Source organism: Klebsiella sp. BIGb0132 (genome assembly GCF_024810075.1).
In the GTDB taxonomy this organism is placed as follows: domain Bacteria; phylum Pseudomonadota; class Gammaproteobacteria; order Enterobacterales; family Enterobacteriaceae; genus Klebsiella; species Klebsiella terrigena.
In genome coordinates this window covers 1-24,209 of the sequence record NZ_JANUDW010000015.1, presented here as the reverse complement: position 1 = coordinate 24,209, position 24,209 = coordinate 1, and the positions used below count along the sequence as shown (strand labels likewise).

Below are 24,209 nucleotides of genomic sequence, written 5' to 3'. Positions count from 1 at the left end.
GAGAGACATTCATTGTGGCGCTACTGATTATTACCACCATCCTGTGGGCCTTCTCCTTTAGCCTGATCGGCGAGTACCTGGCGGGCAGCGTTGATAGCTACTTTTCGGTGCTGATGCGCGTTGGGCTGGCGGCGCTGGTGTTCCTGCCGTTTTTGCGCACCCGCGGGCAGTCGCCGCGGACTATCGTGCTGTATATGCTGGTAGGGGCCATGCAGCTTGGCATTATGTATCTGCTGGCGTTCCGCGCTTACCTCTACCTGACGGTCTCCGAATTTCTGCTGTTTACGGTGTTTACGCCGCTCTATATCACCCTGATTTATGACCTGATCAGCGGGCGCAGGCTGCGCTGGGGCTATCTGCTCAGCGCCGGGCTGGCGGTGCTGGGAGCGGCCATTATTCGCTACGATAAAGTGAGCGATCATTTCTGGACCGGGCTGCTGCTGGTTCAGCTGTCAAATATCTGCTTTGCCATCGGCATGGTGGGCTACAAACGCCTGATGGAGCTGCGGCCGATGCCCCAGCACAACGCTTTTGCGTGGTTCTATATGGGGGCGCTGCTGGTGGCGGTAGCGGCCTGGCTTATGCTGGGCAACCCGCACAGGCTGCCGACGACCACGGTGCAGTGGAGCATTCTGGTATGGCTTGGCGTGGTGGCTTCAGGGTTGGGGTACTTTATGTGGAACTACGGCGCGACGCAGGTGGATGCCGGAACGCTGGGCATCATGAATAACGTCCATGTTCCAGCCGGGCTGCTGGTTAACCTTGCCATCTGGCAGGAACAGCCCCACTGGCCGAGCTTTATTATCGGGGCTCTGGTGATCCTGGCCTCGCTGTGGGTCCATCGCCGTTGGGTCGCTCCGCACTCCGGACAAACGGCAAATGATCGCAAGCGTGGTTCCGCGCTGAGCGAATAAATGCTTCGGTAACCGGCTGACGCTGCTCGCCGTCGCGCACGGCGGAGTACAGCCGGCTCCACAGGCCTTCACCCAGGGTTTTGGTGACCACCAGACCCTGGCGTTCAAAATTCTCCACCACCCAGTGCGGCAGCGCCGCGATGCCCATCCGCGCGGCAACCATCTGAATGAGCAGCAGCGTATTATCGACGCTCTTCAGCTGCGGGCTGATACCTGCCGGCTGCAGAAAGTGGCGCCAGATATCCAGGCGACTGCGTTGCACCGGGTAAATCAGCAGCAGCTCTGCGGCCAGGTCTTCCGGCACAATCCGCGTTTTCAAGGCTAGCGGATGATCCGGCGCCAGCACCAGGCGCACTTCAAAATCAAACATCGGCGAATAGTGCAGCCCGCTGCGCGGCAGAATATCGGACGTCATCACCAGATCCAGCTCGCCCTGCTGGAGCGCGGGCTGCGGGTCAAAGGTCACCCCGGACTGGAAATCAACCTCAACGTGCGGCCAGCTGGCGCGGAAGCTCTCGAGCGCCGGCGTCAGCCACTGAATGCAGCTATGACACTCAATGGCAATGCGCAGCCGGGTTTGCTGCGGCTCGTTACAGTCCTGCAGGGCGCGGGCGATTTGCGGCAGCACCTGGTGTGCCAGCTGCAGCAAAATCTCGCCCTGCGCGGTGAAGCGCAAAGGCTGACTTTTACGCACAAACAGACGGAAGCCAAGGCGCTGTTCCAGATCGCTGAACTGGTGGGACAGGGCGGATTGGGTCTGGTGCAGGGCCGCCGCAGCGCCCGCCAGTGAACCGCTATTCCGCAACGCCAGCAGCGTTTTCAGGTGTTTAATTTCGATCATGAAAGTCCTTCACTTCGGCATGAATAATTTGCGCTTGAGGAATATACAGTAACCGCCAATTATGGATGTGTAAACATCTGGACGTCTAAATCCTTTATCTTTCGAATTTATGGTGCGTTGGCCGCACTTCCTCACCCCAGGCTCTTACTTCAGTAAGCTCCCGGAGATGAGCCAGTTTGCCGCCTTCTCTGAATTTAAAATCCTTTGGATTTGCACATCATGAGGCTCAAAAAATGACAATTATCAATCACACCCTCGGTTTCCCTCGCGTTGGTCTTCGCCGCGAGCTGAAAAAAGCGCAAGAGAGCTACTGGGCGGGTAACGCAACCCGTGAAGAGCTGCTGGCAGCGGGCCGTGAGCTGCGGGCTCGCCACTGGGATCAGCAACAGCAGGCGGGTATCGATCTGCTGCCGGTGGGCGATTTCGCCTGGTACGACCATGTTCTGACCACCAGCCTGCTTCTGGGCAACGTGCCGGCTCGTCATCAGAACAAAGACGGCTCCGTCGATATCGATACGCTGTTCCGCATTGGCCGCGGCCGTGCGCCGACCGGTGAACCGGCGGCAGCGGCGGAAATGACCAAATGGTTTAACACCAACTATCACTACATGGTGCCGGAGTTTGTGAAAGGTCAGGCGTTCAAACTGACCTGGACCCAGCTGCTGGACGAAGTTGACGAAGCGCTGGCGCTGGGCCATAAGGTGAAGCCCGTGCTGCTTGGCCCGGTGACTTATCTGTGGCTGGGTAAAGTGAAGGGCGAGCAGTTCGATCGCCTGGCGCTGCTGAATGACATTCTGCCGGTCTATCAGCAGGTGCTGGCTGAGCTGGCAAAACGCGGCGTTGAGTGGGTGCAGATTGATGAGCCGGCGCTGGTGCTGGAGCTGCCGCAGGCGTGGCTGGATGCCTTCAGGCCGGCATACGACGCGCTGCAGGGCCAGGTTAAGCTGCTGCTGACCACCTATTTTGAAGGGGTGAGCGCCAACCTCGACGCCATCACCGCGCTGCCGGTACAGGGTCTGCACGTTGACCTGGTTCACGGTAAAGATGATGTTGCCGGGCTGCACGCGCGCCTGCCGTCAGACTGGCTGCTCTCCGCGGGCCTGGTCAACGGTCGTAACGTCTGGCGTGCGGATCTGACCGAGAAATATGCGCAAATTAAAGAAATCGTCGGCAAACGTCAGCTGTGGGTCGCCTCCTCCTGCTCCCTGCTGCACAGCCCGATCGACCTGAGCGTGGAAACCCGCCTGGATGCGGAGGTGAAAAGCTGGTTTGCCTTCGCCCTGCAAAAATGCGCTGAGCTGGCGCTGCTGCGCGATGCGCTGAACAGCGGCGATACCGCCGCCATTGAGGCGTGGAGCGCGCCGATTCAGGCCCGCCGTCACTCAACTCGCGTACACAACGCCGCGGTGGAAAAGCGTCTGGCGGCCATTACCGCCCGGGACAGCCAGCGCAACAGCCCGTACGCAGAGCGTGCCCAGGCCCAGCGCAGCCGCTTTAACCTGCCGGCGTGGCCGACCACGACCATCGGCTCTTTCCCGCAGACCACCGAAATTCGCGGCCTGCGCCTGGACTTCAAGAAAGGCAATCTCGACGCTAATAACTACCGTACCGGCATCGCGGAGCATATTAAGCAGGCGATCGTTGAGCAGGAGAGTTTAGGTCTCGACGTGCTGGTGCACGGTGAAGCCGAGCGTAACGACATGGTGGAGTATTTCGGTGAGCACCTCGACGGCTTTATCTTTACGCAAAACGGCTGGGTGCAGAGCTACGGTTCGCGCTGCGTCAAGCCGCCGGTGGTTATCGGCGACGTCAGCCGCCCGGAAGCTATCACCGTTGAGTGGGCGAAATACGCGCAGTCTCTTACCGACAAGCCGGTGAAAGGCATGCTGACCGGCCCGGTGACGATTCTGTGCTGGTCCTTCCCGCGGGAAGACGTCAGCCGCGAAACCATCGCGAAGCAGATTGCGCTGGCGCTGCGTGACGAAGTGGCGGATCTGGAAGCGGCCGGTATCGGTATCATCCAGATTGATGAACCGGCGCTGCGCGAAGGTCTGCCCCTGAAGCGGAGCGACTGGGATGCATACCTGCAGTGGGGCGTGGAAGCCTTCCGTATCAACGCCGCCGTGGCGCAGGATGATACCCAGATCCATACCCATATGTGTTACTGCGAGTTCAATGACATCATGGATTCTATCGCCGCGCTGGATGCGGACGTGATTACCATTGAGACCTCGCGTTCCGACATGGAGCTGCTGGAGTCGTTCGAGGAGTTCGAATATCCGAACGAAATCGGCCCGGGCGTGTATGACATCCACTCGCCTAACGTCCCGAGCGTGGAGTGGATTGAAGCCCTGCTGGAGAAGGCCGCTCAGCGCATCCCGGCGGAGCGTCTGTGGGTTAACCCGGACTGCGGACTGAAAACTCGCGGCTGGCCGGAAACCCGTGCGGCGCTGGCGAACATGGTCAAAGCCGCGCAGAACCTGCGTGAATCCGCATAAAGAGCCGCCGCGGTAAAAATCAGCGGTAACGCAGTAACAGGTAACGCAGAAATCGATCGTGCGGTAATAAAAAGAGGAGGCGAATGCCTCCTCTTTTATATTCATCGGGAGCGCAAATTTAAGCCTTCTTTCCCCCGCCATACTGAGCAAACCACGCCAGCATGCGCTGCCAGCCGTCCTGCGCCGACTCTTCATGGTAGCTGGCACGATAGTCGGCATTAAACGCGTGGCCGGCCTGCGGGTAGACCACGATCTCCGCCGTTGCGTTGGCGGCGCGCAGCGCCTGGCGCATGGTTTCAACCGTATCCTGCGGGATGCTGTCATCCTTCGCGCCGTAGAGTCCCAGCACCGGGGCGTTAAGATCGACGGCGACGTCCACCGGATGCTTCGCGGAGTTCAGCGTTTTCTGCCCGACCAGCTTGCCGTACCAGGCGACGGCGGCCTTCAGCTGCGGGTTATGCGCGGCATAGAGCCAGGTAATGCGTCCACCCCAGCAGAAACCGGTGATCAGCAGGCGATGAGCATCGCCCCCGTGACGTCCCGCCCAGCTGGCGACATGATCAAGGTCTGCCAGCACCTGCGAGTCCGGGACTTTGCTGACCAGCTCCTGGAATAGCGTCGGGATATCGGTGTACTCGTTCGGATCGCCCTGGCGAAAGTACAGCTCTGGGGCGATCGCCAGATAGCCCTCCAGCGCCAGACGACGGCAGACGTCGCGGATGTGCTCATGGACGCCGAAAATTTCCTGCACCACGATCGCCACCGGAAGCGGGCCATCGCTATTTTTCGGCCGGGCATGGTACGCCGGCATGTTCTCGCCCTGAGAAGGGATCGAGGTTTCTCCAGCGGTAATGCTCTCTTCCGGCGTATAAACGGCGGTAGAAGCGTGCGGGGTGGCTGCAGGTGCAAAGCCGGGTTGCTTGGTTGTGGTCATGGTATTCTCCGTACCCTTAATTTATTAGCGCATCGATAACTATAGACTCTTAAGACCGGACGTTAACAAATCACAGTGCCCGAAACAGGCTATCTTTTGTTCAGGCACGGTGAATATAACTTGTTAATGTGACGTAACTCACTATTTAATGGAATATTGTTGCAATGATTTTCATTCATGGTGATTGGTGTCACAAAATTAAGCGGATGGCTTCTGTAAAGTACCGTTTTGCTTCTGCTGATAATTCGACCCACAGAGGAGTTTTTTATGTCTAAGTCTGATGTTTTTCATCTCGGCCTCACCAAAAACGATTTACAAGGGGCTACGCTGGCTATCGTCCCTGGCGATCCGGAGCGTGTGGAAAAGATCGCCGCGCTGATGGATAAGCCGGTCAAGCTGGCATCACACCGCGAATTTACCTCCTGGCGCGCCGAGCTTGACGGCAAGCCGGTGATCGTATGCTCTACCGGTATCGGCGGTCCGTCGACGTCGATTGCCGTTGAAGAACTGGCTCAGCTGGGAATCAATACCTTCCTGCGTATCGGCACCACTGGTGCCATCCAGCCGAATATCAACGTTGGCGACGTGCTGGTGACCACGGCATCCGTACGCCTTGACGGCGCGAGCCTGCACTTTGCGCCAATGGAATATCCGGCCGTCGCTGACTTTGCCTGCACCACCGCGCTGGTGGAAGCGGCTAAATCAATCGGCGCAACGACCCATATCGGCGTGACCGCCTCTTCCGACACCTTCTATCCGGGCCAGGAGCGCTATGACACCGTTTCCGGTCGCGTGGTGAGCCGTTTTAAAGGCTCGATGGCAGAGTGGCAGGCGATGGGCGTCATGAACTACGAAATGGAATCCGCCACGCTGCTGACCATGTGTTCCAGCCAGGGCCTGCGCGCCGGGATGGTTGCCGGGGTTATCGTTAACCGTACCCAGCAGGAAATTCCTAACGCCGAAACCATGAAGCAAACCGAAAGCCATGCGGTGAAAATTGTCGTTGAAGCGGCCCGCCGTCTGCTGTAGTTCCTCCCCTTATCGTGAAGGCCGGCTCGCCCGGCCTCTCTTTTTTGCGCTGCGCCTCGCAGGAAATTCCTTTTAAACTGGACGTTTGTACAGCACAATTCTATTTTTGTGCCGTAGGCGGTTGCAGTAGCAGGGGGCGTTGTGGATATCTCAATTATTATAAGTGCCATCGCGGCGCTGGTCGTAGGGCTGGTCGTCGGCTGGCTGGCGACGAAGGCCGCTGCCGATCGGACGCGTGCCGACCTCATCGAAGAGCGGCGCGAGCTGGATATTGAGCTGAGCTCGGCCCGCCAGCAGGTGGTGCAGGCGGCCCACTGGCGCGATGAGTGCGAGCTGCTGAATAATGAGCTGCGCAGCCTGCGCGATATCAATAGCTCGCTGGAGGCTGACCTCCGTGAAGTCACTACCCGCCTCGAATCCACCCGGCTAAATGCGGAAGAGAAAGTTCGCCAGATGATGAACAGCGAACAGCGCCTCAGCGAGCAGTTTGAAAATCTGGCGAACCGCATTTTCGAGCACAGCAACCGCCGGGTTGATGAGCAGAATCGACAAAGCTTGCACGGCCTGCTGACGCCGCTGCGTGAACAGCTGGACGGCTTTCGTCGCCAGGTACAGGACAGCTTCGGCCAGGAGGCGCGAGAGCGCCACACTCTGGCCCATGAAATCCGCAATCTGCAGCAGCTGAATACCCGGATGGCGCAGGAGGCACTCAACCTGACCCGCGCGCTCAAGGGCGATAACAAAACCCAGGGCAACTGGGGGGAAGTGGTTTTAACCCGCGTGCTGGAGGCTTCCGGGCTGCGGGAAGGCTACGAATACCAGACCCAGGTCAGCATTGAAACGGAAAACCGCTCGCGGATGCAGCCGGACGTGATCGTCCGTTTGCCGCAGGGAAAAGACGTGGTCATTGATGCCAAAATGACGCTGGTGGCCTATGAGCGTTACTTCAACGCTGAAGATGATTACGCCCGCGAGGCGGCGCTGCAGGAGCACATTGCCTCGGTGCGCAGCCATATCCGCCTGCTTGGCAGGAAAGACTATCAGCAGCTGCCGGGGCTGCGATCGCTCGACTACGTCCTGATGTTTATCCCCGTTGAGCCCGCATTTCTGCTGGCGATAGACCGCCAGCCAGAGCTTATCAGCGAAGCGCTGCAGCACAATATTATGCTGGTCAGCCCCACCACGCTGCTGGTTGCGTTACGCACGATAGCCAACCTCTGGCGCTATGAGCATCAGAGCCGCAATGCGCAGAAAATTGCCGAACGCGCGGGCCGCCTGTACGACAAGATGCGGCTGTTCGTCGATGACATGTCCGCAATAGGCCAGAGCCTCGACAAAGCGCAGGATAATTACCGCCAGGCGATGAAAAAGCTGGCCTCCGGTCGCGGCAACCTGCTGGTGCAGGCTGAAGCCTTTCGCGGCCTCGGGGTGGAGGTTAAGCGCGGGATTAATCCGGACTTAGTCGAACAGGCAACCGCCCAGGACGATGAATACCGGCTGGACGACGATGATAACCCATCGGAAAGTAACGGTTTTTCATCCGAATCTTCCGCCGCATCGATGTCGGGCGAGGGTTCTCAGCCGCGTTGAACCGTATGGGAAATGCGCTAAATCTGTTACACTCGGCGAACATTTTCTTGATAAGCAAGCAGGCATTGAGATGGTTGAGGATTCACAAGAAACGACGCACTTTGGCTTCCAGACGGTTGCCAAAGAGCAGAAGGCGGACATGGTTGCGCATGTATTCCATTCTGTGGCCGCGAAATATGATGTGATGAACGATTTGATGTCGTTCGGTATTCATCGTTTGTGGAAGCGTTTCACCATCGATTGCAGCGGCGTGCGTCGCGGGCAGACCGTGCTGGATCTGGCCGGCGGCACCGGCGACCTGACGGCAAAATTCTCCCGCCTGGTCGGTGAATCTGGCCGCGTCATGCTCGCCGATATTAACGATTCAATGCTGAAAATGGGCCGCGAAAAGCTGCGCAACGTCGGCATCGTCGGCAACGTTGAGTACGTTCAGGCCAATGCCGAAGCGCTGCCGTTTGCCGATAACACCTTTGACTGCATCACTATTTCATTCGGCCTGCGTAACGTCACCGATAAAGAAAAAGCGCTGCGCTCTATGTACCGGGTGCTGAAGCCGGGCGGACGCCTGCTGGTGCTGGAGTTTTCAAAACCGATTATTGAACCGCTGAGCAAAGCGTACGACGCCTACTCCTTCCATATCCTGCCGCGCGTGGGCGAACTGGTAGCCAGCGACGGCGAAAGCTATCGCTATCTGGCGGAATCTATTCGCATGCACCCCGATCAGGACACCCTGAAGGGCATGATGCAGGATGCGGGCTTTGAAAGCGTCGACTACTACAACCTGACGGCAGGTATCGTGGCGTTACACCGCGGTTATAAGTTCTGACAGGGGGGACGCTATGCCTTTCAAACCACTGGTAACCGCCGGTATTGAGACGGTTCTGAATACCTTTCTCTGGCGTGATAAAGCCTTGAAACCGGCGCGTCAGCGTCTGTCAGGGAAAGTGCTGCGCGTGGAGCTGCAGGAGCTGGCGACGCCGGTGGTTCTGGCCTTTAGCGAGCGCCAGGTCGATGTGCTCGGCGCGTGGGAAGGCGAAGCCGACTGTACCGTCATCACTCGCCTGAGCGTCCTGCCGCAGCTGCGCAATCGTCAGCAGCTTACCGCGCTTATCCGCAGCGGTGACCTGCAGGTGCAGGGCGATCTGCAGGTGGTACAGAATATGGTGACGCTGTGCGATCTGGCGGAGTTTGATCCCGCTGAGCTGCTGGCCCCGTATACCGGCGATATTGTCGCCGAGGGCCTCAGCAAAGTATTCCGCACCGGCGCTCGCTTCCTGCTGCACGGCGCGCAGCGCCAGCAGCGGTATGTTGCTGAGGCGCTCACCGAAGAGTGGCGTCTGGCGCCGGGCCCGCTGGAAATGGCCTGGTTTGGGGAAGAGACCGCCGCCGCGGAACGCGCCCTGGCTGCGCTTGAAAAACGGCTGGAAACGCTGGAGGGCAAATGACGCCAGGAGAATTACGGCGCCTGTATCTTATTATCCGCACCTTTTTGAGCTACGGGCTCGATGAGCTGATCCCCAAAATGCGTATCACGCTGCCGCTGCGTATCTGGCGGCGTACGCTGTTCTGGATGCCAAATCGTCACAAAGACAAACCTCTCGGCGAGCGCTTACGCCTTGCGCTGCAGGAGCTGGGGCCCGTGTGGATCAAGTTTGGCCAGATGCTGTCAACCCGTCGCGACCTCTTTCCGCCGCAAATTGCCGATCAGCTCGCGCTCCTGCAGGATCGCGTGGCGCCGTTTGATGGCCAGCTGGCTAAAAAGCAGATCGAGCAGGCGATGGGCGGCCTTCCGGTTGATGCCTGGTTTGATGATTTCTCGATTGAGCCGCTGGCCTCCGCCTCGATTGCTCAGGTGCATACCGCGCGCCTGAAAGAGAACGGCAAAGAGATTGTGATTAAGGTTATCCGCCCGGACATCGTGCCGGTTATCAAAGCGGATATGAAGCTTATCTATCGCCTGGCGCGCTGGGTACCTCGCCTGCTGCCCGACGGCCGCCGCCTGCGCCCGCAGGAAGTGGTGCGCGAGTATGAAAAGACGCTGCTCGACGAGCTCAACCTGCTGCGCGAATCGGCAAACGCCATCCAGCTGCGGCGCAATTTTGAAGATAGCCCGATGCTCTACGTTCCGGAGGTTTACTCCGATTACTGTAGCGAAGGCATGATGGTGATGGAGCGGATTTACGGCATCCCGGTTTCCGATGTCGAGGCGCTGGAAGCTCAGGGTACCAACATGCAGCTGCTTGCAGAGCGGGGCGTGCAGGTCTTTTTCACCCAGGTATTCCGCGACAGCTTCTTCCATGCGGACATGCACCCGGGCAATATTTTTGTCAGCTATGAGCATCCGGAGAACCCGAAATATATCGGCATTGACTGCGGTATCGTGGGCTCGCTGAATAAAGAAGATAAGCGCTATCTGGCGGAAAACTTCATCGCCTTCTTCAACCGTGACTATCGCAAAGTTGCCGAGCTGCACGTCGATTCCGGCTGGGTGCCTGCGGATACAAACGTTGAAGAGTTCGAGTTTGCCATCCGCACCGTCTGCGAACCTATCTTCGAAAAGCCGCTGGCTGAAATCTCCTTTGGGCACGTACTGCTGAACCTGTTCAATACCGCCCGGCGCTTCAATATGGAAGTGCAGCCGCAGCTGGTATTGCTACAGAAGACATTACTTTACGTAGAAGGGGTAGGCCGCCAGCTCTATCCTCAGTTAGACTTGTGGAAAACGGCGAAGCCTTTCCTTGAGTCGTGGATTAAAGATCAGGTCGGCATTCCGGCGCTGGTACGCGCGTTTAAAGAAAAAGCGCCGTTCTGGATTGAAAGAATGCCGGAGATACCGGAGCTGGTGTACCAAAGCCTGCAGCAGAGCAAACAGCTGCAGCACAGCGTTGATACGATTGTCCGCGACATCCAGGTGCGGCACGCTCGCCAGGGACAGTCCCGTTATCTGTTTGGTATAGGCGCCGTTTTATTACTCAGCGGTACGCTGTTATTTATCCACCGGCCGGAGTGGGGCCTGATGCCCGGCTGGCTAATGGTCGGTGGCGTTGTGACCTGGCTGATTGGCTGGCGGAAAACGCGCTAAGCGGTATGGCCTCCATCACGGCGCATTCGTTGTTGCGCGAAGTCATGCGAGCGGCCTGACGAAGAGGCAGCCCGCAGGATGACGTGTATAATGCGTCCCATTAATTCATCATCTGTCATAGGGGAATGTGTATGGGTGGTATCAGTATCTGGCAGTTATTAATTGTTGTCGTCATCGTCGTTCTGCTTTTTGGGACAAAAAAGCTGAGCTCGCTGGGATCGGATTTAGGCGCATCCATCAAGGGCTTTAAAAAGGCTATGAGTGATGATGAAAAAGCTGAAAACGGGACTCCGGACGCGGATTTCGCGGCGAAATCTATCGCTGATAAACAGGATGATGCGAAAAAAGACGAGACAAAACGCCACGACAAAGAGCAGGTGTAATTCGTGTTCGATATCGGTTTTAGTGAACTACTGCTGGTGTTTGTGATTGGCCTCATCGTACTGGGGCCACAGCGACTGCCTGTAGCGGTAAAAACGGTGGCTAGCTGGATCCGCACGCTGCGGTCGCTGGCGGCCACCGTGCAAAATGAGATCACTCAGGAACTAAAACTGCAGGAGTTTCAGGAGAGCCTGAAGAAAGTCGAAAAGGCGAGCCTGGATAACCTGACGCCTGAGCTGAAGGCCTCAATGGACGAGCTGCGTGAAGCCGCCGAATCCATGAAACGCTCCTATTCCGCGCACGATCCTGAGAAAGCCAGCGACGAAGCGAACACTATCCATAACCCGGTGGTGAAAGGCAGCGAAGAACAGCGCCAGGACATCACGCCAGCGACGGCTGAACGCCAGGCCAGCGCACCGGTTCATGCGCCAGCCAGCGCTGTCGATGAGCCGCTGACGCCGTCGAGTGAGCTTCCTGAAGCCAAAGAAAAGGCTGCCGTAAAAGCTACCGATTCCTCCCCCGCATCGAGTGATAAACCGTAAACATGGGCGTAGACGATACTCAACCGCTAATTTCGCATCTGATTGAGCTGCGTAAGCGTCTGATCAACAGCATTCTCGCGATTCTGGTGATTTTTCTGGCGTTGGTTTACTTTGCCAACGACATCTATCAGCTGGTTTCGGCCCCGCTTATCCGGCAGATGCCGGTTGGCGCGACGATGATCGCCACGGACGTAGCCTCTCCTTTCTTTACGCCGATCAAGCTGACATTTATGGTCTCGGTCATTTTGTCGGTGCCGGTCATTCTTTATCAGGTCTGGGCGTTTGTGGCGCCGGCCTTGTATAAGCATGAACGCCGGCTGGTGATGCCGCTGCTGGTCTCCAGCACGCTGCTGTTCTACATCGGTATGGCCTTCGCCTACTTTGTGGTGTTCCCGCTGGCGTTTGGCTTCCTGACGCACGCGGCGCCGGAAGGCGTGCAGGTCTCCACCGATATCCGCAGCTATCTCGACTTCGTCATGGCGTTATTTATCGCTTTTGGCGTCTCGTTTGAAGTGCCGGTGGCCATCGTGCTGCTGTGCTGGATGGGCGTCACCACGCCGGACGATCTGCGCAAGAAACGGCCCTATGTGCTGGTCGGCGCCTTCGTTGTGGGTATGCTGCTGACGCCGCCGGACGTATTCTCGCAAACGCTGCTGGCGATTCCGATGTACTGCCTGTTTGAAGTTGGAGTCTTCTTCGCCCGCTTCTACACCGGAAAACGCCTGACGCGCGATGAAGATGCCGCCGCCGAAGAAGCGGGCAGTAAAGAAGAGTAACTAACCGCCCGTCAGGGCGGTTGTCATATGGGAGGGGCGATGTTTGATATTGGCGTAAATCTGACCAGTTCACAGTTTTCTCGCGATCGTGATGAGGTCGTTGCCCGCGCTCAGGCAGCCGGCGTGACCGGCATGCTGCTGACCGGCACCAATCTCCATGAAAGTGAACAGGCGCAGCAGATGGCGCGGCGCTATTCCCGCTGCTGGTCAACCGCAGGCGTGCACCCGCATGACAGCAGCTGCTGGACGGAGTCGGTCGCGGCGGCGATCGGCGAGCTGGCGCGCAGGCCGGAAGTGGTGGCAATCGGCGAATGCGGTCTCGATTTCAACCGTAACTTTTCGACTCCGGCGGAGCAGGAAGCGGCGTTTAGCGCCCAGCTGGCGCTGGCGGCCGAGCTTTCGCTGCCGGTATTTTTGCACTGCCGCGACGCCCACGAGCTCTTTCTGACGCTGCTCTCGCCGTGGCTGGATAAGCTGCCCGGCGCCGTGCTGCACTGCTTTACCGGCAGCCGTGATGAAGTACGCGCGTGTCTGAAGAGAGGTTTGTATATCGGGATCACCGGCTGGGTATGCGACGAGCGTCGCGGCCTCGAGCTGCGCAATCTGCTGACGGAAATCCCGGCCGATCGCCTGCTGATTGAGACCGATGCGCCCTATCTACTGCCGCGAGACCTGAGCCCTAAACCCAATTCCCGGCGCAATGAGCCCGTGCACCTGCCACACATTCTGACCCGAGTTGCGGGCTGGCGCGGGGAGGAGGCTCAGCGGCTGGAGGCGGTGACGGATGCCAACGCCAGAACGCTCTTTGGCGTTCGCTTTTAGCCGCGCGGTCAGATTTTATGGAAGTCGGTATTTTTGACGCTCTGCAGCACCTGCTTGTTAAGCAGGTTCAGCAGCAGCATAGAGCGCGTTTCGCCATCCGGCTCGCTGAAGATCGCCTGCAGGCCTTCGAACGCGCCGTCGGTAATCAGCACGCTATCGCCGCCATGCGGCGTTTCCGGATCCGTAATGCCTTCCGGTTTATAGATAGAGAGCTGATGGATAACCGCCGACGGTACGGTAGCCGGCTGGGCGCCAAAACGAACGAAGCTGTTCACGCCGCGCGTAGCGCTAATGGTCGTGGTATGGATAACTTCCGGATCGAATTCGATAAACAGATAGTTAGGGAACAGGGGTTCGCTGACCGTAGTGCGTTTACCGCGGACGATTTTTTCCAGTGCGATCGTCGGCATCAGGCAATTGACCGCCTGCCGTTCGAGATGTTCCTGGGCGCGCTGAAGCTGCCCACGCTTGCAATACAGTAAATACCAGGCTTGCATAATAACTCTTTCCACTCGATTAGTAGCAAGCATAACAAAAGCCTGGAGCGATCGCGAAAGCCATTATAAGTGAAAACTAAAATTCTATATTCTTTCACGCTAATTTAACAAAAGTACAGCATGGCACCGGCGAACACCGTATAATCAGCCGCCTGTATAGAGGTCAATAACAACTCCATGAAATACCACGATCTACGCGACTTTCTGACATTACTGGAGCAGCAGGGGGAACTGAAAAGGATATCCCTGCCGGTCGATCCTCATCTGGAAATCACCGAAATTGCCGATCGCACTTTACGTGCCGGCGGCCCGGCTCTGCTATTCGAAAATCCTAAAGGTTACACCATGCCGGTGCTGTGTAATCTGTTTGGCACGCCTAAGCGCGTGGCGATGGGCATGGGGCAGGAAGACGTTAGCTCGCTGCGGGAGGTGGGCAAGCTGTTAGCTTTCCTCAAAGAACCTGAGCCGCCAAAAGGCTTTCGCGATCTCTTCGATAAGCTGCCGCAGTTCAAGCAGGTACTGAACATGCCGACTAAGCGCCTGCGCGGCGCTCCCTGTCAGCAGAAAATTATCGAAGGCGAGAGCGTCGACCTGACGCAGATCCCGATTATGACCTGCTGGCCGGATGATGCCGCGCCGCTGATTACGTGGGGGCTGACGGTCACCCGCGGCCCGCATAAGGAGCGGCAGAACCTGGGCATCTATCGCCAGCAGCTGATTGGCAAAAATAAGCTGATTATGCGCTGGCTATCCCATCGCGGCGGCGCGCTGGATTTCCAGGAGTGGTGTGCGGCGCATCCGGGAGAGCGTTTCCCGGTCTCCGTGGCGCTCGGCGCCGACCCGGCGACCATTCTTGCGGCAGTGACGCCGGTTCCCGATACCCTTTCAGAGTACGCTTTTGCCGGCCTGCTGCGCGGAACGAAAACGGAAGTCGTGAAGTGTATTTCTAACGATCTGGAAGTACCCGCCAGCGCTGAAATTGTGCTGGAAGGGTATATTGAACCGGGTGAAATGGCGCCGGAAGGGCCGTATGGCGATCATACCGGCTATTACAACGAAGTGGACAGCTTCCCGGTGTTTACGGTGACCCATATCACCCGACGCGAAGATGCCATTTACCATTCGACCTACACCGGAAGACCGCCCGACGAGCCTGCCGTATTAGGCGTGGCGCTAAACGAAGTCTTTGTGCCGATTCTGCAAAAGCAGTTCCCGGAAATTGTCGATTTCTACCTGCCGCCGGAAGGGTGCTCCTACCGCCTGGCGGTCGTCACGATGAAGAAACAGTACGCCGGACATGCTAAACGCGTGATGATGGGCGTATGGTCCTTCCTGCGCCAGTTTATGTACACCAAATTCGTTATTGTCTGCGATGATGACGTTAACGCGCGCGACTGGAACGATGTGATCTGGGCGATTACTACCCGGATGGACCCGGCTCGTGATACGGTACTGGTAGAAAATACGCCAATTGATTATCTGGATTTTGCCTCGCCGGTTTCCGGCCTGGGTTCAAAAATGGGGCTGGATGCCACAAACAAATGGCCAGGCGAGACCCAGCGAGAATGGGGCCGCCCAATCAAAAAAGATCCTGAGGTGACGGCGCGCGTCGACGCCATCTGGGACGAGCTGGCTATCTTTAAATAACAGTAAGCGGGGCTAACGCCGCTGTTTTGCTCTATAGACCCGACAGAGGGGACGCATGACAACCTTAAGCTGTAAAGTGACCTCGGTGGAGGCGATTACCGATACCGTGTATCGCGTTCGATTAGTGCCAGAAGCGGCTTTCTCTTTCCGCGCCGGCCAGTATTTGATGGTGGTAATGGATGAGCGCGATAAGCGTCCGTTCTCTATGGCCTCTACGCCAGCGGAACAGGAGTTTATTGAACTGCATATCGGCGCTTCTGAGCTAAACCTGTATGCGATGGCGGTCATGGATCGCATCCTGAAAGAGCGTGAGATCGAGGTTGATATCCCGCATGGCGAAGCCTGGCTGCGTGAAGATGAGGATCGTCCGCTCATTCTCATTGCCGGGGGAACCGGTTTTTCATACGTGCGTTCCATTTTGTTAACGGCTCTGGCCCGCAATCCGAATCGCGATATTGCCATCTACTGGGGCGGCCGCGAGGCGAAGCACCTCTACGACCTGTCTGAGCTGGAAGCGCTGAGCATTGAGCATCCTGGCCTGCGCATCGAGCCGGTTGTTGAACAGCCGGAAGAGGAGTGGCGCGGACGTTCCGGAACCGTGCTGACCGCGGTGCTGCAGGATTACGGCACCCTGGCGGAGCATGATATCTACATCGCCGGTCGCTTCGAGATGGCTAAAATTGCCCGCGACCTGTTCTGTAACGAGCGTCAGGCGCGTGAAGATCGCCTGTTTGGCGATGCCTTCGCGTTTATCTGATTATCGGCGCCCCGTTCTTACGGGAAGGGGCGGCTGATGGTGAATTGCAGAAATAAAAAACCCGCCCCTGACAGGCGGGAAGAACGGCAACTAAACCCCCTCCCCGTCATAATTCACGCGGTCTCTTTGTTGGCTGGCCTTGTTCACCCCGGTCACATAGTTATCTATGCTGCCGGGGATTTACCTGGTTACCGCCGCGATGCCGCAGGAATTATTCAGGGATTAACTCTTTAATCAAACCCGCTCAAATACCGTCGCAATCCCCTGACCTAAACCAATGCACATGGTGGCCAGCCCAAACTGCGCGTCTTTGCGCTCCATCTGATTAATTAACGTGGTACTGATACGCGCGCCGGAGCAGCCCAACGGGTGGCCCAGGGCGATCGCACCGCCGTTAAGGTTGATCTTTTCGTCGATCTGCTCCATCAGGCCCAGATCTTTTATGCACGGCAGGATCTGCGCGGCAAACGCTTCGTTCATTTCAAAAACGTCGATATCGCTGGCGCTCAGTCCGGCCTTTTTCAGCGCCAGCTTTGAGGCCGGAACCGGTCCGTAGCCCATGATGGACGGATCGCAGCCAACAACGGCCATTGAGCGTACGCGGGCGCGGGGTTTCAGCCCCAGCTCCCGGGCGCGGCTCTCGCTCATTAGCAGCATGGCGGCAGCGCCGTCGGAGAGGGCGGAAGAGGTGCCTGCCGTGACGGTGCCGGTGACCGGATCAAAGGCGGGGCGCAGCGCGGCCAGCGCCTCTACGGTGGTTTCCGGGCGAATGACTTCATCATAGTTAAATGATTTCAGTACCCCGTCGGCGTCGTGACCGCCCGTGGCGACAATCTCATTTTTAAAGGCGCCGGATTGCGTCGCAGCCCATGCGCGAGCGTGGGAGCGTGCGGCAAACTGGTCCTGCATTTCGCGACTGATGCCGTGAAGACGCGCCAGCATCTCTGCCGTCAGGCCCATCATGCCGGCCGCTTTGGCGACGTTACGGCTAAGGCCCGGGTGGAAATCGACGCCGTGGCTCATCGGCACATGGCCCATATGCTCCACGCCGCCAATCAGGCATACGCTTGCATCGCCGGTCATGATCATGCGCGCCGCATCGTGCAGCGCCTGCATCGATGAACCGCACAGGCGGTTAACCGTTGTCGCGGGCACCGAGTGCGGGATCTCCGCCAGCAGTGCAGCGTTACGTGCGATGTTAAAACCCTGCTCCAGCGTTTGCTGTACGCAGCCCCAGTAGATATCGTCAATCGTGGTCGCGTCGAGCGCTGGATTACGCGATAGCAGGCTACGCATCAGGTGCGCGGAGAGATCTTCCGCACGCACGTGGCGAAACGCGCCGCCTTTTGAACGGCCCATCGGGGTACGAATTGCATCGACAATGACAACCTGTTCCATTGTGACTCCTTAAGCCGTTTTCAGAACACCCGCCGGGCGGGCTGGTTCTACCGGAGGATAATACGGTTCGTTATGGCGTGCTTTGCTGCGCAGACCTTCCGGCACCTCATACAGCGGGCCGAGGTGCTGATACTGCTGTGCCATATCGAGATATTTTGCGCTACCCAGCGTATCCAGCCAGCGGAAGGCTCCGCCGTGGAATGGAGGGAAGCCGAGGCCATAAACCAGCGCCATATCCGCTTCCGCCGGGCTGGCGATAATGCCTTCTTCCAGGCAACGCACCACTTCGTTGACCATGGGAATCATCATGCGGGCGATAATTTCTTCGTCGCTGAAATCGCGCTTCGGCTGGCTTACGTCCGCCAGCAGGCCGTCAACGGCCGCGTCCTCTTCTTTCTTCGGTTTGCCTTTGCTGTCCTGGGTATAGCGCCAGAAGCCAAGGCCGTTTTTCTGGCCGAAGCGGGTTGCGTCGAACAGGGCGTCAATCGCATCGCGATAATCTTTCTGCATGCGCTGCGGGAAGCCGGCGGCCATCACCGCCTGCGCGTGGTGAGCGGTATCGATGCCGACCACGTCGAGCAGGTACGCCGGGCCCATCGGCCAGCCGAACAGCTTCTCCATGACCTTATCGACCTTGCGGAAGTCCGCGCCATCGCGCAGCAGCTGGCTGAAGCCGGCGAAGTAGGGGAACAGCACGCGGTTGACGAAGAAACCGGGGCAGTCGTTAACCACGATCGGCGTTTTGCCCATCTTGCTGGCCCAGGCCACCACTTTGGCAATCGTCTCGTCCGAGGTTTTTTCGCCGCGAATCACTTCAACCAGCGGCATACGGTGCACCGGGTTAAAGAAGTGCATACCGCAGAAATTCTCCGGACGCTGCAGAGCGTCCGCCAGTTCACCGATCGGGATCGTAGAGGTGTTGGAAGCCAGCACCGTATCCGGGCGCACTTTGCCTTCGGTCTCAGCCAGCACCGCTTTTTTCACTTTCGGGTTTTCGACAACGGCCTCAACGACCACGTCCACGCGCTCAAAGCCAGAGTAGTCCAGCGTTGGCTGAATGGTGCCGATGACGCCAGCCAGCTTCAGGCCGTCAATCTTGCCGCGCTCAAGCTGTTTGTTAAGCAGCTTGGCGGCTTCATTCATGCCGAGCGTCAGCGATTTGTCGTTAATATCCTTCATGATGACCGGCACGCCTTTCCAGGCAGACTGATAGGCGATACCGCCGCCCATAATCCCGGCGCCCAGCACGGCGGCCTGTTTCGGGGTTTCAACGTCTTTGGTGAGCTTCTTCGCTTTGCCTTTGACGTACTGATCGTTGAGGAAGATGCCGACCAGCGCGCGGGCTTCTTTGGTGTGCGCCAGCGGGACGAAGCTTTGATTTTCCAGCTTCAGCGCCTCATCGCGGCCGAGTCGGGCGGCAGCTTCGATGGTTTTGACGGCGGTCATCGGCGCCGGATAGTGTTTCCCGGCGGTCTGGGCAACCATGCCTTTCGCAATGGTGAAGCTCATGGCTGCTTCGATTTTGCTGAGCTTCAGCGGCTCCAGCTTCGGCTGGCGCTTCGCCTGCCAGTCGAGATCGCCGCTAATGGCCTGGCGTAAAATGCTGAGCGCGCCGTCGCGCAGTTTCTCTGGCTTGACGATGCCGTCGACGAGGCCGATTTTCAGCGCCTGATCCGCACCGACGTCTTTGCCGGCAGCGATAATTTCCAGCGCGCTATCGGCGCCGAGTAGACGCGGCATACGCACTGAACCGCCGAAGCCCGGCATGATGCCCAGCTTAGTTTCCGGCAGGCCGATGCGCAGGTCCGGCGTGGCCAGACGATAGTCCGTTGCCAGCACGCACTCGCAGCCGCCGCCCAGCGCATAGCCGTTGACCGCTGAAACGGTGGGCACCGGTAAATCTTCGAGGCGGTTGAAAACGCTATTGGCAAAATGCAGCCATTGGCTCAGCTGCTCCTGCGGGACCAGGAACAGGGAGAGAAATTCGGTTATATCGGCACCGACGATAAAGGCCGCTTTTTCAGAGCGCAGCAGCAGCCCTTTAAGATCTGTTTGCTTTTCGAGCACGTCCAGCGCATGGCCGAGGCTGGCTACGGTTGCGGTATCGAGCTTGTTCACCGAGCCGGGGGCATCGAACACCAGTTCGGCAATGCCATCTTCCAGCCAGTCGAGGTACAGGTTGTCGCCTTTGTAGAGCATGTCAGTCTCCTGAATCCAGCAATATGATCTGGTCGTACCAGATGAATCGGAGTGTGGGATTTATGTTAAAGAATTGCAAACAAGTCTTTAAATAAATGCTGGTCGGATCACACCCGGCGGAAATCGCCCTGCCTGAAGTCGATGTGCTAAGATGCGGAGAGTCACGATCTAATAAAATCAAAGGATAAATAGATGGAATCACTAGCCGTGCTCTATAAAAACCATATTGCTACCCTACAAGAACGTACCCGTGATGTTTTATCTCGCTTTAAGCTCGATGCCTTACTGATTCACTCCGGTGAGCTGGTTAACGTTTTTCTTGACGATCATCCCTACCCGTTCAAGGTCAATCCGCAGTTTAAAGCGTGGGTGCCCGTCACGCAGGTTCCTAACTGCTGGCTGCTGGTGGATGGCGTCAATAAGCCGAAGCTGTGGTTCTACCTGCCGGTTGATTACTGGCATAACGTTGAGCCGCTGCCGACTTCATTCTGGACCGAAGAGGTGGACGTGATTGCGCTGCCGAAGGCGGATGGTATCGGTAGCCAGCTCCCGGCGGCGCGCGGCAACATCGGCTATATCGGCCCGGTCCCTGAGCGCGCGCTGGGGTTAGAGATCGCCGCGGATAAAATCAACCCGAAAGGGGTTATCGACTATCTGCACTACTACCGCTCCTATAAAACGGATTACGAGCTGGCCTGCATGCGCGAAGCGCAGAAATCAGCGATCAACGGTCATCGGGCGGCGCATGAAGCCTTCCTGTCCGGAATGAGCGAGTTCGATATCAACCAGGCCTATCTGACCGCGACCGGCCACCGCGATACCGATGTACCGTACAGCAACATCGTGGCGATCAATGAGCACGCCTCCGTGCTGCACTACACCAAACTGGATCACCGCGCGCCGGCGGAAGCGCGCAGCTTCCTGCTCGATGCCGGTGCGGAATATAACGGCTATGCGGCGGATCTCACGCGCACCTGGGCCGCGCACGGCGATAGCGACTTTGCCCAGTTGATTAAGGACGTTAATGACGAGCAGCTGGCGCTGATTAGCACGCTGAAAGTCGGCACCAGCTACGTGGATTACCACGTCCAGTTCCATCAGCGCATTGCTAAGCTGCTGCGTAAACATCAGATCGTCACCAACATGAGCGAAGAGGCGATGGTCGAAAACGACCTGACCGGGCCGTTTATGCCTCACGGCATCGGCCACCCGCTGGGCCTGCAGGTGCATGATGTCGCCGGCTTTATGCAGGATGATTCCGGTACCCATCTGGCGGCGCCGTCTAAATATCCGTACCTGCGCTGCACGCGCGTGATCCAGCCGCGTATGGTGCTGACCATCGAGCCGGGTATCTACTTTATTGAATCCCTGCTGGCGCCGTGGCGCGAAGGGCAGTTCAGCAAGCACTTCAACTGGCAGAAAATTGAAGCGCTGAAACCGTTTGGCGGCATTCGTATCGAAGATAACGTCGTTATCCATGAAAGCAGTGTCGAAAATATGACGCGTGATCTGAAGCTGGCCTGATGGACAGCTGGTTGATACCGGCCGCGCCGGTGAGCTTTGTCGAAGAGATTAAGAAGAGCCGGTTTATTACGCTACTGGCGCATACCGATGGCGTAATGGCGGCAAAGGCGTTTGTTGAATCAGTAAGAGCGGATCACCCGGACGCTCGCCACCACTGCGTGGCGTGGGTGGCCGGGCCGCCGAATGATTCACAGCAGCTGGGTTTCTCCGACGATGGCGAACCGGCGGGAACGGCAGGTAAACCGATGCTGGCACAGCTTATGGGCAACGGTGTCGGTGAGATAACTGCCGTCGTAGTGCGTTACTACGGCGGTATTCTGCTGGGTACCGGTGGTCTGGTGAAGGCCTATGGCGGTGGCGTACACCAGGCGCTTGCTCAGCTGACAACGCAGCGCAAGACGCCGCTGACCGCATATACTTTGCAGTGTGAATACGGGCAATTAGCCGGTGTTGAAGCGCTGTTGGCCCAGTTCGCAGGGCACATTGTCGAAAGCGAATATCAGGCGTTCGTCCAGCTGCGTGTTGCGCTTCCTCAAGCTGAAGTGGCGTCATTTTCAGCAAAACTGGCTGATTTTAGCCGTGGCTCGTTGCAATTACTGAAGATTGACGAATAATCCCCACCTGATTTTTTGCATATCAAAGGAAGCGCCAGAGATGCATTTTCGCGCGATTACCCGAATCGTTGGACTGCTGGTCATTTTATTTTCGGGGACCATGATCCTCCCGGGATTAGTGGCCCTGATATACCGTGATGGTGCCGGGCGGGCGTTTACCCAGACCTTTTTCGCCGCTTTAGCTATTGGCTCTCTACTATGGTGGCCGAACCGCCGTGAAAAGGGTGAGCTGAAATCCCGCGAGGGCTTCCTGATCGTCGTCCTCTTCTGGACCGTGCTGGGCAGCGTCGGTGCGCTACCGTTTATCTTCGCCGAGCAGCCAAACCTGACGGTAACCGATGCATTTTTTGAATCCTTCTCTGGCCTCACCACCACGGGCGCAACCACGCTGGTTGGCCTCGACTCGCTGCCTCATGCCATCCTTTTCTATCGCCAGATGCTGCAGTGGTTTGGCGGGATGGGGATCATTGTGCTGGCGGTCGCGATCCTGCCGATACTCGGCGTCGGTGGGATGCAGCTGTACCGGGCGGAGATGCCCGGGCCGCTGAAGGATAACAAAATGCGCCCGCGAATTGCCGAAACGGCAAAAACGCTGTGGCTCATCTACGTTCTGCTGACCGTCGCCTGCGCGCTGGCGCTGTGGTTTGCCGGGATGCCGGCGTTTGACGCCATCGGTCACAGCTTTTCGACCATCGCTATTGGCGGCTTCTCCACGCATGACGCCAGCGTCGGCTACTTTGACAGTCCGACGATTAACTCGATTATCGCGGTCTTCCTGCTGATCTCCGGCTGTAACTACGGCCTGCACTTTTCATTACTCAGCGGACGAAGCCTGAAGGTGTACTGGCGTGATCCCGAATTCCGCATGTTTATTGGCGTACAGCTGACGCTGGTGGTGATTTGTACGCTGGTGCTGTGGCTGCATGATGTCTATAGCTCCGCGTTAACCACCTTGAACCAGGCGTTCTTCCAGGTTGTCTCAATGGCCACGACGGCAGGCTTCACCACCGATAGCATTGCGCGCTGGCCGCTGTTCCTTCCGGTGCTGCTGCTGTGCTCGGCATTTATCGGCGGCTGTGCCGGTTCGACGGGCGGTGGTCTGAAGGTTATTCGTATCCTGCTGCTCTTTAAGCAGGGGAACCGCGAGCTGAAACGCCTGGTACACCCAAATGCGGTGTACAGCATCAAGCTGGGCAACCGCGCGCTGCCGGAACGCATCCTCGAAGCAGTATGGGGATTCTTCTCCGCCTATGCGCTGGTGTTTATCATTAGTATGCTGGCGATTATTGCTACCGGCGTCGATGACTTCTCCGCATTTGCTTCGGTCGTCGCAACCTTAAATAACCTGGGGCCGGGCCTGGGCGTCGTGGCGGATAACTTTGCGACGATGAATCCGGTCGCAAAATGGATCCTGATTGCTAATATGCTGTTTGGTCGTCTGGAAGTATTCACCCTGTTGGTGCTGTTTACTCCCACTTTCTGGCGTGAATAGCTGGAGTATTTGTGAAAACGTTGATTCTATTTTCCACCCGTGACGGGCAGACTCGTGAAATTGCCTCCTTTCTGGCATCCGAGCTGAAAGAGCTGGGCGTCGATGCGGACACCCTCAACCTTAACCGCGCCGATGCGGTTGCATGGCACGACTACGATCGCGTGGTGATTGGGGCATCTATTCGCTATGGCCACTTCCATCCTGCGGTTGACCGCTTCGTGAAGAAGCACCTGCAGTCGCTGAACGCGCTGCCCGGTGCGTTTTTTTCGGTTAACCTCGTGGCGCGTAAACCAGAGAAGCGTACTCCGCAAACCAATAGCTATACGCGCAAGTTTCTGCTCGGTTCACCGTGGCAGCCGCAGCGTAGCGCGGTGTTTGCCGGGGCGCTGCGCTATCCGCGCTATAGCTGGTACGACCGCATAATGATCCGCCTGATTATGAAGATGACCGGCGGTGAAACGGATACCAGTAAAGAAGTGGTCTATACCGATTGGCAGCAGGTCGCTAATTTTGCGCGAGAGATCGCACAAATGAGCAGCAAATAGCGGATAAAATCACCGTGATGATGGCAAACTGAGCGGTTGAAAAGTTTTTTGCAAACAGGGCTTGTCAACGTCGGAGAACTCCCTATAATGCGCCTCCACTGACACGGAACAACGGCTTACAGGCCGC

General features: G+C 57.6%; 22 protein-coding genes. 17 read left to right on the top strand and 5 right to left on the bottom strand.

What is annotated here, in order from left to right; translation table 11 throughout:
• The first annotated feature begins 14 nt into the window (after nucleotides 1-14).
• The gene (locus tag M2416_RS24995) at nucleotides 15-914 is read left to right on the top strand and encodes a carboxylate/amino acid/amine transporter (protein WP_041143506.1); all 900 of its coding nucleotides are present in this window, start codon (nucleotides 15-17) and stop codon (nucleotides 912-914) included.
• Here M2416_RS24995 and metR read toward each other — a convergent pair.
• Nucleotides 802-1,755 carry an HTH-type transcriptional regulator MetR gene (gene metR, locus M2416_RS24990; protein WP_259227425.1) on the bottom strand — a complete coding sequence of 318 codons (954 nt, stop codon included), beginning with the start codon at nucleotides 1,753-1,755 and terminating at the stop codon, nucleotides 802-804. The genes M2416_RS24995 and metR overlap by 113 nt on opposite strands.
• Nucleotides 1,756-1,988: 233 nt before the next feature.
• Between metR and metE the strand changes: the two genes are divergently transcribed.
• Nucleotides 1,989-4,253, top strand: a complete 2,265-nt coding sequence (gene metE / locus M2416_RS24985; RefSeq protein ID WP_259227424.1) for a 5-methyltetrahydropteroyltriglutamate--homocysteine S-methyltransferase — start codon at nucleotides 1,989-1,991, stop codon at nucleotides 4,251-4,253.
• A 118-nt stretch (nucleotides 4,254-4,371) separates the two neighbouring features.
• On the opposite strand, the gene M2416_RS24980 is transcribed toward metE, so the two are convergent.
• A complete protein-coding gene (locus M2416_RS24980; protein ID WP_259227423.1) occupies nucleotides 4,372-5,187 on the bottom strand; it encodes a dienelactone hydrolase family protein in 816 nt (271 codons plus the stop codon).
• A gap of 267 nt (nucleotides 5,188-5,454) precedes the next feature.
• On the opposite strand from M2416_RS24980, the gene udp reads away from it, so the two are divergent.
• The 9 genes from udp to tatD all read left to right on the top strand — a co-directional run bounded on the left by udp (nucleotide 5,455) and on the right by tatD (nucleotide 13,409).
• Nucleotides 5,455-6,216, top strand: a complete 762-nt coding sequence (udp, locus tag M2416_RS24975) for a uridine phosphorylase (RefSeq protein WP_041143515.1) — start codon at nucleotides 5,455-5,457, stop codon at nucleotides 6,214-6,216.
• Between the two features lie 141 nt (nucleotides 6,217-6,357).
• Nucleotides 6,358-7,806 (top strand): DNA recombination protein RmuC, encoded by a 1,449-nt coding sequence (gene rmuC / locus M2416_RS24970; protein ID WP_259227422.1) that lies wholly within the window; start codon nucleotides 6,358-6,360, stop codon nucleotides 7,804-7,806.
• 70 nt (nucleotides 7,807-7,876) lie between these two features.
• A complete protein-coding gene (gene ubiE, locus M2416_RS24965) occupies nucleotides 7,877-8,632 on the top strand; it encodes a bifunctional demethylmenaquinone methyltransferase/2-methoxy-6-polyprenyl-1,4-benzoquinol methylase UbiE (protein ID WP_041143517.1) in 756 nt (251 codons plus the stop codon).
• 13 nt (nucleotides 8,633-8,645) lie between these two features.
• Entirely contained in the window at nucleotides 8,646-9,251 is a 606-nt protein-coding gene (gene ubiJ / locus M2416_RS24960; RefSeq protein ID WP_259227421.1) for a ubiquinone biosynthesis protein UbiJ, read from the top strand.
• Nucleotides 9,248-10,888: a ubiquinone biosynthesis regulatory protein kinase UbiB gene (gene ubiB / locus M2416_RS24955; RefSeq protein WP_259227420.1), complete on the top strand. Its 1,641-nt coding sequence runs from the start codon at nucleotides 9,248-9,250 to the stop codon at nucleotides 10,886-10,888. The genes ubiJ and ubiB overlap by 4 nt, the downstream gene beginning before the upstream one ends.
• Nucleotides 10,889-11,019: 131 nt before the next feature.
• Entirely contained in the window at nucleotides 11,020-11,271 is a 252-nt protein-coding gene (tatA, locus tag M2416_RS24950; protein WP_259227419.1) for a Sec-independent protein translocase subunit TatA, read from the top strand.
• A 3-nt stretch (nucleotides 11,272-11,274) separates the two neighbouring features.
• The gene (tatB, locus tag M2416_RS24945; RefSeq protein WP_259227418.1) at nucleotides 11,275-11,811 is read left to right on the top strand and encodes a Sec-independent protein translocase protein TatB; all 537 of its coding nucleotides are present in this window, start codon (nucleotides 11,275-11,277) and stop codon (nucleotides 11,809-11,811) included.
• 2 nt (nucleotides 11,812-11,813) lie between these two features.
• Nucleotides 11,814-12,587, top strand: coding sequence for a Sec-independent protein translocase subunit TatC (gene tatC, locus M2416_RS24940; protein ID WP_041143522.1), 774 nt, complete (start codon nucleotides 11,814-11,816; stop codon nucleotides 12,585-12,587).
• Between the two features lie 27 nt (nucleotides 12,588-12,614).
• Nucleotides 12,615-13,409: a 3'-5' ssDNA/RNA exonuclease TatD gene (gene tatD, locus M2416_RS24935; RefSeq protein ID WP_259227417.1), complete on the top strand. Its 795-nt coding sequence runs from the start codon at nucleotides 12,615-12,617 to the stop codon at nucleotides 13,407-13,409.
• Nucleotides 13,410-13,417: 8 nt separating this feature from the next.
• Here tatD and rfaH read toward each other — a convergent pair whose 3' ends face one another.
• Nucleotides 13,418-13,906 carry a transcription/translation regulatory transformer protein RfaH gene (gene rfaH / locus M2416_RS24930; protein ID WP_041143524.1) on the bottom strand — a complete coding sequence of 163 codons (489 nt, stop codon included), beginning with the start codon at nucleotides 13,904-13,906 and terminating at the stop codon, nucleotides 13,418-13,420.
• 177 nt (nucleotides 13,907-14,083) lie between these two features.
• Between rfaH and ubiD the strand changes: the two genes are divergently transcribed.
• Both ubiD and fre read left to right on the top strand, forming a co-directional pair.
• The gene (ubiD, locus tag M2416_RS24925; protein WP_041143525.1) at nucleotides 14,084-15,553 is read left to right on the top strand and encodes a 4-hydroxy-3-polyprenylbenzoate decarboxylase; all 1,470 of its coding nucleotides are present in this window, start codon (nucleotides 14,084-14,086) and stop codon (nucleotides 15,551-15,553) included.
• A 55-nt stretch (nucleotides 15,554-15,608) separates the two neighbouring features.
• The gene (gene fre, locus M2416_RS24920; protein ID WP_041143526.1) at nucleotides 15,609-16,310 is read left to right on the top strand and encodes an NAD(P)H-flavin reductase; all 702 of its coding nucleotides are present in this window, start codon (nucleotides 15,609-15,611) and stop codon (nucleotides 16,308-16,310) included.
• A gap of 234 nt (nucleotides 16,311-16,544) precedes the next feature.
• On the opposite strand, the gene fadA is transcribed toward fre, so the two are convergent.
• Together fadA and fadB are read right to left on the bottom strand one after the other, a co-directional pair.
• On the bottom strand, nucleotides 16,545-17,708 hold the full coding sequence (gene fadA, locus M2416_RS24915; RefSeq protein ID WP_041143527.1) for an acetyl-CoA C-acyltransferase FadA: 1,164 nt from the start codon (nucleotides 17,706-17,708) through the stop codon (nucleotides 16,545-16,547).
• A 9-nt stretch (nucleotides 17,709-17,717) separates the two neighbouring features.
• Nucleotides 17,718-19,907 carry a fatty acid oxidation complex subunit alpha FadB gene (fadB, locus tag M2416_RS24910; protein ID WP_259227416.1) on the bottom strand — a complete coding sequence of 730 codons (2,190 nt, stop codon included), beginning with the start codon at nucleotides 19,905-19,907 and terminating at the stop codon, nucleotides 17,718-17,720.
• A gap of 192 nt (nucleotides 19,908-20,099) precedes the next feature.
• Between fadB and pepQ the strand changes: the two genes are divergently transcribed.
• Genes pepQ through hemG form a run of 4 tightly spaced genes read left to right on the top strand, consistent with a single transcriptional unit; the run spans nucleotide 20,100 to nucleotide 24,082 of the window.
• On the top strand, nucleotides 20,100-21,431 hold the full coding sequence (gene pepQ, locus M2416_RS24905) for a Xaa-Pro dipeptidase (protein ID WP_259227415.1): 1,332 nt from the start codon (nucleotides 20,100-20,102) through the stop codon (nucleotides 21,429-21,431).
• Complete coding sequence (locus M2416_RS24900; protein ID WP_076948013.1) at nucleotides 21,431-22,045, top strand: IMPACT family protein; 615 nt, start codon at nucleotides 21,431-21,433, stop codon at nucleotides 22,043-22,045. Before pepQ ends, M2416_RS24900 begins: the two co-directional genes overlap by 1 nt.
• 40 nt (nucleotides 22,046-22,085) lie before the next feature.
• Nucleotides 22,086-23,537: a Trk system potassium transporter TrkH gene (gene trkH / locus M2416_RS24895; protein WP_076948014.1), complete on the top strand. Its 1,452-nt coding sequence runs from the start codon at nucleotides 22,086-22,088 to the stop codon at nucleotides 23,535-23,537.
• Between the two features lie 11 nt (nucleotides 23,538-23,548).
• Nucleotides 23,549-24,082, top strand: coding sequence for a menaquinone-dependent protoporphyrinogen IX dehydrogenase (gene hemG / locus M2416_RS24890; RefSeq protein WP_259227414.1), 534 nt, complete (start codon nucleotides 23,549-23,551; stop codon nucleotides 24,080-24,082).
• Nucleotides 24,083-24,209 lie beyond the last annotated feature (127 nt).